Origin of the sequence: Protofrankia sp. CiP1_Cm_nod2, from assembly GCF_920664355.1 — a bacterium.
GTDB lineage: Bacteria > Actinomycetota > Actinomycetes > Frankiales > Frankiaceae > Protofrankia.
Genome location: NZ_CAKKTL010000075.1, coordinates 1 through 10781, shown reverse-complemented (window position 1 = coordinate 10781; position 10781 = coordinate 1). Strand labels below are relative to the sequence as shown.

Genomic DNA, 10781 nt, shown 5'->3' with positions numbered 1-10781 from the left:
TCAGAGCAGTCCTCAGAGCGGCCTTCGCCCCGGGCCCGGGCATTCTCCCGTTCCGGACAATTCACGTGTCCCGCTGGCCGCCCCGCCGCTGCTGGCATGCTGAAAACACTGAAACAAAAACACTGAAAACAAAGGAATCCGGCGATGGGTCGATACGGGGAGCAGCTGTGGTCCCCGGATCCGGCCGCGCCGCCGCGTGGGCGCCGGGTGGGCGTGTACCGCCCCTACTGCCCCGACCCGCTCGCCGCCAGCCCGCCGGCTCTCCCGCGGGATCTGCTCTCCCGGGCCACCGCCATCGAGGCCAGTATCCGTGCGCTGCGCGGCACGGCCACGGTGAGCCTGGAGCGGGCGGCCGGCTTCCTGCTCCGCTCGGAGGCCATCGGATCGGCCCGGATGGAGGGCATCCGGGTCGCCCCACAGCAGGTCGCGCTGGCGGAGTTCGCCGCCACGGCCACCCCGGACACCACCATCGAGGGTTTCAGCACCAGCGCCCGCGGGGTCGCCCACACCATCGCCGCGCTCCGCCAGGCGGTCACCGACGCCGCCCAGGCCAGGACGATCACAGTGGACGGCATCGTCGGCCTGCAACGCACCCTGCTGCCGGAGCAGCCTGGCACCGGCCCGCGGACCGTGCAGACCTGGCTGGGCGGAAGCGAGTGGAACCCGCTCGACGCCGCCTTCGTGCCGCCGCCCGCGTCCGCCGTCGACGGGCTGCTGGCCGACCTTGCCGCGTACGCGTCCGAAGGCGGGCACCCGTCCCTGGTCCAGGCCGGGCTCGTCCACGCGCAGTTCGAGACGATCCAGCCGTTCGCCGACGGCAACGGACGGGTCGGGCGTGTGCTCATCCACGCGCTGCTGGCCCGGCGGGGGCTGCTCGGCCCGGCCGTGCTGCCGGTCAGCCTCGTCTTCATGACCCGGCCGGACGAGTACGTGGCGGCGCTGACCGCCTTCTGCCACAACGGCCCGCCGGACAGCGCGGCCGCCCGCGCGGCGGTCGGCCAGTGGCTCACCTTCTTCCTGGACGCCACGGCCGCCGCCGTCGAGGAGACCCGCAGGTTCACCGTGGAACTGGCCGCGCTGCGCCGCTCCTGGGACGTCCGGCTGTCTGCTTTCCGCAACCGGACGACCGCGTTCCGGAACAGGCCGTGGGAGCCGTCCATGTCCGACCAGCTGTTGGCAACGCTGCCCGAATCCCCGGTGCTCACGGAGGTGAGCGCGGCACATCGGCTGGGCGTCCCGCCGCGGACGGCCCGGGCGACGGCCGAAGAGCTTGTCGCGGCCGGCATCCTGCGCCGCCGGCAGATCGGCCGCGGCACCATCGGCTACCTCAACCGGGAGGTATCCGACCTGTTCAGCGCCGCCGAACGCCGGCTCGTCGCGTCCAGAAAACGCTCCTGACCGGACGGCCGCCATGCGCCAGCCGGACGGACACGCTCAGCCGGACGGGACGCTCAGCCGGCCGCCACGCTCAGCCGGCCGCCACGCTCAGCCGGCCGCCACGCTCAGCCGGCCGCCACGCTCAGGTGGACGGGAACAGCACCGCGGCGCCGTTGACCCGGTCCGCGGCCAGGTCGACGAGGGCGTCGTCCGCGCGGTCGAGCGGGTACGGCGTGATCGTGACCGCCAGGTGGTGCCGGCCGGCGATCTCCAGGAACTCGCGGCCGTCCGCCCGGGTGTTCGCGGTCGTGCTGCGCACGGAGCGTTCCTGGAACAGATGCCGCTGGTAGTTCAGCGCCGGCACGTCGGAGAGATGGATACCGGCGATCGACAGCGTCCCGCCCCGGTCGAGGGCACGCAGCGCGACCGGCACCAGATCGCCGACCGGAGCGAAGAGGACCGCGGCGTCCAACGGCTCCGGCGCAGCCTCATAGGCACCGGACGCCGACGACGCGCCGAGTGAGAGCGCGAGCCGGCGGGCCGCCTCGGAACGGGTCATGACGTGCACCCGCGCTCCCTCCGCCAGCGCCACCTGCGCGGCCAGGTGGGCGGACGCGCCGAAACCGTAGATCCCCAGCCGGCCGCCGGGCGGCAGCTCCGCCCGGCGCAGCGCCCGGAAGCCGACGATGCCCGCGCACAGCAACGGCGCCAGCTCCCCGTCGGAATAGCCCGCCGGCAGTTGGTAGGCGTAGTCGGCGCGGACGACGGCGTACTCGGCGTAGCCGCCGTCGGCGTCCCAGCCGGTGTAGCGGGACGCCGGGCACAGGTTCTCCGCGCCGCGCCGGCAGTAGCCGCAAGCGCCGTCGGTCTCCCGCAGCCAGGCGATGCCGAGGCGGTCACCGACAGCGGCCCCGACGACGTCGCCGCCGACCGCGTCGACGTAGCCGACGACCTCGTGCCCGGGGATGGTGCCGGGCCGGCGCGGCGGCAGGTCGCCCTCGGCGAGATGCAGGTCGGTGCGGCAGACACCGCAGGCCGCGACCCGCAGCCGGACCTCACCGGCGGCCGGCTCGGGTACCGGGACGGCCGCCCGGCGCAGCGGCCGGGCCGCCGCCGGAGCCGGTGCGCCGACCTGCCAACCGATCATCGTCGGTGCCATGCCCCCGATGTTCCCAGCTCCGGCCGGCACCTACCGGGCCCCGGCGACCCGGGCCCCGGCGACGCGGCCCGCCGGCCGCCGAGCGACAGGGCCCGGGGGTCGAGCCCGTCACGCACCGTCGCTCTCGGACGGCGACGCCCTCAGACGTTGACGCCGTGGTCGCGGGCGAGGCCGCTGAGGTCGTTGTGGCCCTGGCCGACCGCGCGGAACTTCCATTCGGCACCGTTCCGGTAAACCTCACCGAAGATGACGACCGTCTCGGTGGAATAATCCTCGGACAGGTCGTAACGGACCAGTTCGATGCCGGTCTGGTCGACGACGCGGATGTAGGCGTTGCGTACCTGGCCGAAGTTCTGCTGCCGGTCCTGCGCGCCGTAAATCGACACCGGGATGACAATCTTGTCGATCTCGGCCGGCACCTGGCCGAGGGTGATGACGATCGACTCGTCGTCCCCCTCCCCCGCGCCGGTGAGGTTGTCGCCGGTGAGCTGGATGGCGCTCTCCGGGGACTTCAGATTGTTGAAGAAGATGAAGTACTGGTCGCTGAGGACCTTGCCGTCGGCCTTCACACCGATGGCGGAGGCGTCCAGGTCAAAGTCGGTTCCGGTGGTGGTGCGGGCGTCCCATCCGAGCCCGACGGTGAGCGCGGTGAGCTGGGGCGTGCCCGCCTCGGCCGCCTGCTTGGTGAGGCTGACGTTGCCACCCTTGGCAAGGCTGATGGCCATGTGCAGTCATCCCTTCCGATCGGGGCCCGTCTGCTGGCGGGCCGCCCCGACCGATGTCCGACAATGGATTCCAGAAGAACCCTCGCACACAGGTGGTCACCCGCCCACCCCAGGTCGGGCTTTGTACATGGCGGGGCATGCCGGCGGCGTGGCCCGTCGACGGCCGCAGCTCTTCCCGCGTCCCGGCCCCGGCGGGCCAAAAGCGGCGCAATCGCGCTTTCACCCCCGGCGAAGCGGCACTCGGGACCGGCGTGTCCCCGAGCGACGGGACGGGCCGCCATGGGTCCCAAGTAACCTGGGACCCATGGCGCTCGTCGTGGCGAAGTTCGGTGGCTCCTCCGTGGCGGACGCCGACCGGATCAAACGGGTCGCCGAACGGATCGTGGCCCAGCGCCGCCGCGGCGACGACGTGGTCGTGGTGGTGAGCGCGATGGGTGACACCACCGACGACCTGCTCGACCTCGCCGAGCAGGTCGCCCCGCTCCCCCCGGCCCGCGAGCTCGACATGCTGCTCACCGCCGGTGAGCGCATCTCCATGGCGCTGCTGGCCATGGCCATCTCGAACCTGGGCGCCGAGGCCCGTTCCTTCACCGGCTCCCAGGCCGGGGTGATCACCGACTCGGTGCACGGCCGGGCCCGCATCATCGACGTCACCCCGGGGCGCATCCGAAGCGCCCTGGACGAGGGCGCCATCGCGATCGTCGCCGGCTTCCAGGGCGTCAGCCAGGACACCAAGGACGTGACGACGCTCGGCCGCGGCGGTTCGGACACGACCGCCGTCGCGCTCGCGGCCGCCCTGGGCGCCGACTTCTGCGAGATCTACACCGACGTGGACGGCGTCTTCACCGCCGACCCGCGGATCGTGCCGGACGCCCGCCGCATCGAACGCATCTCCTACGAGGAGATGATGGAGATGGCGGCCTGCGGGGCCAAGGTGCTCATGCTTCGGTGCGTCGAGTACGCGCGCCGCTACACCGTCCCCGTGCACGTCCGCTCGTCGTTCTCGTTGCGGCCGGGGACATGGGTCACCGAGATTGCGGAGGCAGAGCTGGTGGAACAGGCCATCATCCGGGGAGTCGCGCACGACAAGGGGGAGGCGAAGGTGACCGTGGTCGGCTGCCCGGACAAGCCCGGGGTCGCCGCCGCGGTGTTCCGGGCGGTCGCCGACGCCGACGTCAACCTCGACATGATCGTCCAGGTCGGGTCGGTCGCCGGCAGCGGCCGGACCGACATCTCCTTCACCCTGCCGAAAACCGACGGCCGTAACGCTCTGAACGCGCTGGAGAAGGTCCGTACGGAGATCGGGTTCGAACGGACCCTGTACGACGACCACATCGGCAAGCTCTCCCTGGTCGGCGCGGGGATGAAGTCGCATCCGGGGGTGTCGGCCCGGTTCTTCGGGGCGCTGGCCGACGCCGGGGTCAACGTGGAGATCATTTCTACCTCGGAGATCCGGATCTCGGTGGTCATCCGGGACACCGACCTGCCGGTCGCGGTGCGGGCCGTCCACGGCGCGTTCGGGCTCGGCGACCCCGACGGCCAGGCCGTCGTCTACGCGGGAACCGGCCGATGACCGGCGGGGCGCGCGAGACGGCGACGGCGACCACGGCGGCGGTGCCGGCGCGTCCGCTGCCGGCCGCTCCGGCGGGTGCTGTGAACGCGGGCACGGGCGCGGGCCGGCGGCCGACACTGGCGGTGGTCGGGGCGACCGGCGCCGTGGGCACGGTGATGCTGTCGCTGCTGGACGAACGTCCCGACATCTGGGGCGAGATCCGCCTGATCGCCTCGGCCCGGTCCGCCGGGCGGCGGCTGCGGGTCCGCGGCGAGGACGTCGAGGTGCTCGCGCTCACGCCGGAGGCCTTCGACGGTGTCGACATCGCCATGTTCGACGTACCGGACGAGATCTCGGCGCGGTGGGCGCCGGTCGCCGCCGCCCGCGGGGCGGTCGCGGTCGACAACTCGGGGGCGTTCCGGATGGACCCGGACGTTCCCCTCGTCGTGCCCGAGGTGAACGCGGACGCGGTCGCCGACCGGCCGCGCGGGATCATCGCCAACCCGAACTGCACGACGCTGTCGATGATCGTCGCGCTTGGCGCGCTGCACCGCGCCTTCGGCCTGCGGTCCCTGGTCGCGACGTCCTACCAGGCGGCCAGCGGGGCCGGCCAGGCCGGTGTGGACACCCTCTACGCCCAGCTTGCCGCGGTCGCGGGCGACCGTGACCTCGGCCGGAGCGCGGGTGACGTCCGCAAGGCGGTCGGCGCGGACGGGCTCGGCCCGTTCCCGGCCCCGCTCGCGCTCAACGTCGTGCCGTGGGCCGGTTCGCTGAAGGACGGCGGCTGGTCGTCCGAGGAAACGAAGATCCGCAACGAGTCCCGGAAGATCCTGGGGCTTCCCGGGCTGAAGGTGTCCGCGACCTGCGTGCGGGTACCCGTTGTCACGACTCACGCGGTAGCCGTGCACGCGTGGTTCTCACAGCCGGTCACGGCGGATGCCGCACGGGCCGTGCTGCGCGCGGCGCCGGGCGTGGCCGTGCTGGACGATCCGGCGGCTGGTGAGTTCCCCACCCCGGCGGACGTCGTCGGTACCGACCCGACCTGGGTCGGCCGGGTCCGGCAGTCCCCCGACGACCCGCACGAGCTGGCCCTGTTCGTCTGTGGTGACAACCTGCGCAAGGGCGCGGCGCTCAACACCCTCCAGATCGCCGAACTGCTGGTGTCCCACGACCGGCTGGAGCGGTAGGCGGGCCGACCAGCGGGCCGGGGCCGACGGGACGACGCCAGGCCGGATCGACATGCCGCGGAAGATTCAGCCGTGACGCCGCCGGCAACACGGCCGGCGGTGAAAACCGGGGAATCCGCCCGCTGTCGGCCGTCTGGAGAACGCTGTATTTCACTCGATGTGACGCAGTCCGGCCGGATGTGATTCCGGTCACGGGACGACGGAAACACCCGACGGAGCCGGACAGTTAACACGACCGGTTCCGAAAAACAGAATCGCGGCACCGTTCGGTGCACCGGACACGCCGTTGGGACGACGCTATCAGGGCGAAGATGTTTCCCTGGCGCACGCCCACGACAAAAGATGAACAAACATTCTGGCCGGTACCGGCGCCAGCGGACGATCCAGATGAGACCAGGCATAGCGGACATCACCCGCGGCCCGTGGGTACGCAGCCGGGATCCGAGCGGGCAGCCAACCACCACCGCCTGGCGAGCGCGGAACAGGAAAGCGCGCGGAACAGGAAAGCACGCGGAACACAGAGAGCGAACCGACGGCGCGGCTCATGATGATTGGTGGCGATTCACCGAGCCCCAAGCCAGTTACACGCACCAACAAGAAACGAGGGCCCGCCCCTGACAGCAGATGGCGGGCCCTCGCCCTATGACTGTGGAAAATACCTCGGAGTTACGTCCCTACGTGGCTCAGACGACGACACGAACGGCGTCAGCCTGCGGACCCTTCTGCCCTTGGGTCACTTGGAACTCGACCCGCTGCCCCTCTTCCAGGCTCTTGTAGCCTTCCATGTCAATCGCACTGTAGTGGACGAAGACGTCCGAACCGCCACCGTCCACGGAGATGAAGCCGAAGCCCTTCTCCGAGTTGAACCACTTCACCGTGCCCTGAGCCACGTGCCGTTCTCCCTGCTGGTGCAGTCAGGACCCACACCGCGCGGGCCCCGGACCGTCTGCCGCGGAAGAATTCTGCTTCTCCCGCGTCAGCGTTCGCCGTCGCCGCCCCTTGTAGGCGTCAACCGCCGAACTTGGCCATGGAAGACGCTACACGGCTACCGGCCATGGCGGGAGCCCTCCGGGCAAGGAAGTCCACTACATACCTCACGCACCGGGTGATGCCACAACATCCCAGGTAACCCACCGCAACCCCCGGCCAGGGAGCCGGGCGGCCCGGTGAAGTCCCCCACATCCGCGTGGGCGCCCCAGCCGCGAGGCGCGTACGCCCCGGGCCACGGGAGCAGCCGGAACGGGCATGGTTCCAGCCTCCACACCCGGCGTACACGTCCCAGCCGCAGGCGGACGCGGAACGGGCACGCCGCCCGCTCGCACCCGCGGGGACAGAAGCGGCTCGTACCGGGTGAAGCGAAGTCAGGGCGACGCGCCGGACGAACTGTCGGTGCCGGGCTCTAGGGTTTGGACGTGGCAACCCCGACCCCCGAGACGGCCCGCGCCCCCGACGTCACCGGCAGGTCCGGGACGGCCGGCGGCCCGTCGTCGGGCGGGGCCGCGCTCCCGGCCGCCCGGGAAGCGACCAGCGCCACAGATTCGATCACTCACCGTAAGATTCGCGGCGCCTTCTTCACGCCAGCCGCGCTATGTGATCATATTGTCACCTGGGCGCTCCGCGACCGGGATGACAGCGTCCTCGAGCCTGCCTGCGGTGAGGCGGTGTTCCTGCTGGCGGCCGCCCGCCGGCTGCGGGCTCTCGACGGCGTCGCCGGCCAGCGGCCCGACAGCCATCCAGGCCATCAGCCCGGCAGCCGCCCCGGCGATCACGTCGGCGATCACGTCTGCGACGACGACCACGACGGCCGGTCCCGTGGCGGCGGCCATGCCGGCGACCGCGGCGACAAGAGCAGCTATGGCGACAAGAACAGCTACGGCGGCGAGGCTGTCCAGCCCCGCGGCGGCCGCCAGGGCGGCCTGCCGCACCGCGCCCAGCTGCGCGGGATCGAGCTGCACGCGCCGACCGCAGCCGCGGCCGCCCTGGCCGTGACGTCGAGCGGCGAGCAGGCCGAGATCACCGTCGCCGACTTCTTCGCCGTGCCGGCACGGCCCGACTTCGACGCCGTCGTGGGCAACCCGCCGTACGTGCGATACCAGAAGTTCCACGGTGAGGCTCGCGGGCGTGCCCAGGCCGCGGCCGGGCAGGCCGGTGTCCGCCTGACCAGCCTGGCCAGCTCGTGGGCCGCGTTCACCGTGCACGCGGCCCGGTTCCTGCGCCCGGCCGGACGTCTCGGCCTGGTGCTCCCGGCCGAGCTGCTGGCGGTGAACTACGCCGCGCCCGTCCGGCAGTTCCTGCTGGAACGCTTCCGGCACGTCCAGCTCGTGCTGTTCACCGAACGGGTCTTCCCCGGGGTGCAGGAGGAGGTCCTGCTGCTGCTCGCGGAGGGCACCGGGCCGGCCGGCCGCTTCGACGTCCACCAGGTGCGCGACCTGGCCGAACTCGCCGCCACCGGGGCCGGGCACACCGCGGGCCCGCCCGGCGGCACGGCACCGGGCGCGGGAGGCCCGCTCGACGGGGGGCAGCCCACTAAGCGGGCCACGGAACGGGCCACCGGCCCGACCGGCGGCGTGCCGCCCCAGTGGGCCCCAGGCCCGGCCGCGGCCACGTCCCCGGCCGCGGCCAGGCCCATGGACGTGCGACGGACGGCGGCGCTGGGTCAGCCCGCGCTCCTGGTACCGGCCGCGGCTGGTGCCCCGGCGGCGGACGGGCCACCAACGGCTACCAGGCCCAGCGCGGCGGGCGGGCCCCCGGCAACAATCACACCTCCGGCGGTCGTCACGACCACGGCGGCGATCGTGCACCCGGCGGCGGATGTGGGCGTACCGACGCCCGAGCCCCAGGCCTCCTGGATGCCCGCGCTGATCAGCGCCGCCGCCCGGCGGGCCATGCTCGAGCTCACCATCGCCGGTCTCTTCGGGACGCTGGCGACCTGGGGCCGCACGACGCTCGGCGCGGTGACGGGCAACAACCGCTACTTCGCCCTCAGCCAGGAGCGGGCGGACGCGCTCGGCCTCGACGACGAGCTCGTCCCGATCTCGCCGCCAGGCTCCCGGCACCTGCGGGCCCTCGCGCTACGGACCAGCGACTGGCAGCGGCTGACCGACACCGGCCTGGCGACCCTGCTGTTCCGGCCGGGGCCGCGGCCGTCCCCGGCGGCCCGCGCCTACATCGCGGCGGGCGAACGCTCCGAGGTCGACCTGGCGTACAAGTGCCGGATCCGCAGCCCCTGGTGGCAGGTCCCCCTCCCGGCCGCACCGGCGGACCTGCTGCTGACCTACATGAACGCGGACACCCCGCAGCTGGCGACCAACCGGGCCGGGGTGGCGCACCTGAACTCCGTCCACGGGGTCGTCCTCGTCCCCGAGCACCGGCGCACCGGGCGGGACCTGCTGCCGCTGGCCGCGCTGAACTCCGTGACGATGCTCGCCGCCGAGACGGTCGGGCGCGCCTACGGCGGCGGCATGCTGAAACTCGAGCCGCGGGAGGCGGCCCGGCTGCTGGTCCCCGCCCCGGAGCTGGTCGAACGGCTGCGTCCACAGCTGTCCGCGGCCCGCCGCGGCGTGCTGCGCGCGCTGGCTGCGGGACGGCTCGCCGACGCGGTGGCAGGCGTGGACGAGCTGCTGCTCGCCGGCGGGGCCGGGCTGGACGCCGCCGCCATCGAACAGATCGTAACTGCCCGCCACACCCTGTGGTCCCGCCGCCATGCCCGCGCACGTGCGGGCATAGGCCGTGCGGGCATGGGCCGTGCGGACCCAGGCCATGCGGGCATGGGCCACCCGGACCCAGACCACCCGGACCCAGGCCACGCGGACGCGGAACGCGCCGCCCCGGAACGCCCGCTCTCGCGGCGCCCGGACCCGGGCCGTGCGGGCCCGCGACGCTCGGGCAGCGGGCCCGGGTGAGCCGCCGCCCGGACAAGCTCGTCGCCTACGAGCCGGTGCTCGCCCGCCATCCTCCGACGGATCCATGGCGGCACATCGCCGGCGCGCCGCCGTGCTACGCACCCGACTACGACCTGCTCGGCGAGCTGCTGACCCAGCCGGTGCGCGGCGGCGAGACGTCCGAGAGCGGCGCGTTCGCCAAGGGGATCGACGCCTGGATCGCCCACGAGCTGCGCCGCGCCGGGTTCGGTGCCGACGAGGTCTGGCCGCGAGCCACCCAGCCGAGGGTGCTGCCGCGTGACGTGGCCGTGCTGCTCGACAAGCTGCCGAAGGCGCTGGCCGACGAGGTGCGCGCCCGGGTGGGCGCGATGCCGGCGGTGACCCCGGCGGACGCGGTGATCCTCGGGCGCGCCTACGACAAGCAGGTCGACGTCGTGATCTCCCGCTGGGAGCGCGGCCCCGAGCTCCTGATCAGTACGAAGGCACAGGTCTCGTCGTTCGGGAAGAACCTGCCGAACCGTTTCGAGGAGGCCTACGGGGACGCCGGGAACCTGCGGGGACGCTACCCGCTGGCCGCGGTCGGCTTCCTGTTCGTGCAGCGCTCGACGATCCTCGACACCGAACCGGACGCTTTCGAGCGGACCATCGACATGATCCGCAAGCTGCGCGCGGGCGTGGGCGCGCCGGGCGGCGTGGGCGCCGACAGCGGCGGCTACACCGCGACGGCCCTCGTCCTCGTCGAGTGGGATGACATCGCCACCGGCCCGCCCGACGGCACGAACGCCAGTCCGCCCGCCAGCCCGGAGACCGCCCCGGCCGGTGGTGCGAGCGCCGCTCCCCTGGCCGGTGGTGCGAGCGCCGCTCCGGACGCCGCCCGCGCCGGTGCCCCGGGCGCTGAGG

At 73.0% G+C, this 10781-nt stretch carries 8 protein-coding genes; 5 read left to right on the top strand and 3 right to left on the bottom strand.

What is annotated here, in order from left to right; genetic code table 11:
* Positions 1-144 precede the first annotated feature (144 nt).
* Positions 145-1398 (top strand): Fic family protein, encoded by a 1254-nt coding sequence (locus NBW84_RS10745; RefSeq protein ID WP_250284125.1) that lies wholly within the window; start codon positions 145-147, stop codon positions 1396-1398.
* 121 nt (positions 1399-1519) lie between these two features.
* Here NBW84_RS10745 and NBW84_RS10740 read toward each other — a convergent pair whose 3' ends face one another.
* Positions 1520-2524 (bottom strand): zinc-binding alcohol dehydrogenase family protein, encoded by a 1005-nt coding sequence (locus NBW84_RS10740; RefSeq protein ID WP_250284146.1) that lies wholly within the window; start codon positions 2522-2524, stop codon positions 1520-1522.
* 152 nt (positions 2525-2676) lie between these two features.
* Complete coding sequence (locus NBW84_RS10735; protein WP_250284124.1) at positions 2677-3261, bottom strand: TerD family protein; 585 nt, start codon at positions 3259-3261, stop codon at positions 2677-2679.
* A 304-nt stretch (positions 3262-3565) separates the two neighbouring features.
* Between NBW84_RS10735 and NBW84_RS10730 the strand changes: the two genes are divergently transcribed.
* The gene (locus NBW84_RS10730) at positions 3566-4834 is read left to right on the top strand and encodes an aspartate kinase (RefSeq protein ID WP_250284121.1); all 1269 of its coding nucleotides are present in this window, start codon (positions 3566-3568) and stop codon (positions 4832-4834) included.
* Positions 4831-6000, top strand: coding sequence for an aspartate-semialdehyde dehydrogenase (locus tag NBW84_RS10725; protein WP_445548222.1), 1170 nt, complete (start codon positions 4831-4833; stop codon positions 5998-6000). The genes NBW84_RS10730 and NBW84_RS10725 overlap by 4 nt, the downstream gene beginning before the upstream one ends.
* A 683-nt stretch (positions 6001-6683) precedes the next feature.
* Here NBW84_RS10725 and NBW84_RS10720 read toward each other — a convergent pair.
* Positions 6684-6890, bottom strand: a complete 207-nt coding sequence (locus NBW84_RS10720) for a cold-shock protein (protein WP_250284119.1) — start codon at positions 6888-6890, stop codon at positions 6684-6686.
* A 522-nt stretch (positions 6891-7412) separates the two neighbouring features.
* Here NBW84_RS10720 and NBW84_RS10715 point away from each other — a divergent pair.
* Together NBW84_RS10715 and NBW84_RS10710 are read left to right on the top strand one after the other, a co-directional pair.
* Positions 7413-9902, top strand: a complete 2490-nt coding sequence (locus NBW84_RS10715; RefSeq protein WP_250284117.1) for an Eco57I restriction-modification methylase domain-containing protein — start codon at positions 7413-7415, stop codon at positions 9900-9902.
* Positions 9899-10781 (top strand): hypothetical protein (locus tag NBW84_RS10710; RefSeq protein ID WP_250284115.1); only part of this gene is annotated, 883 nt, incomplete at its 3' end. The genes NBW84_RS10715 and NBW84_RS10710, both read left to right, overlap by 4 nt.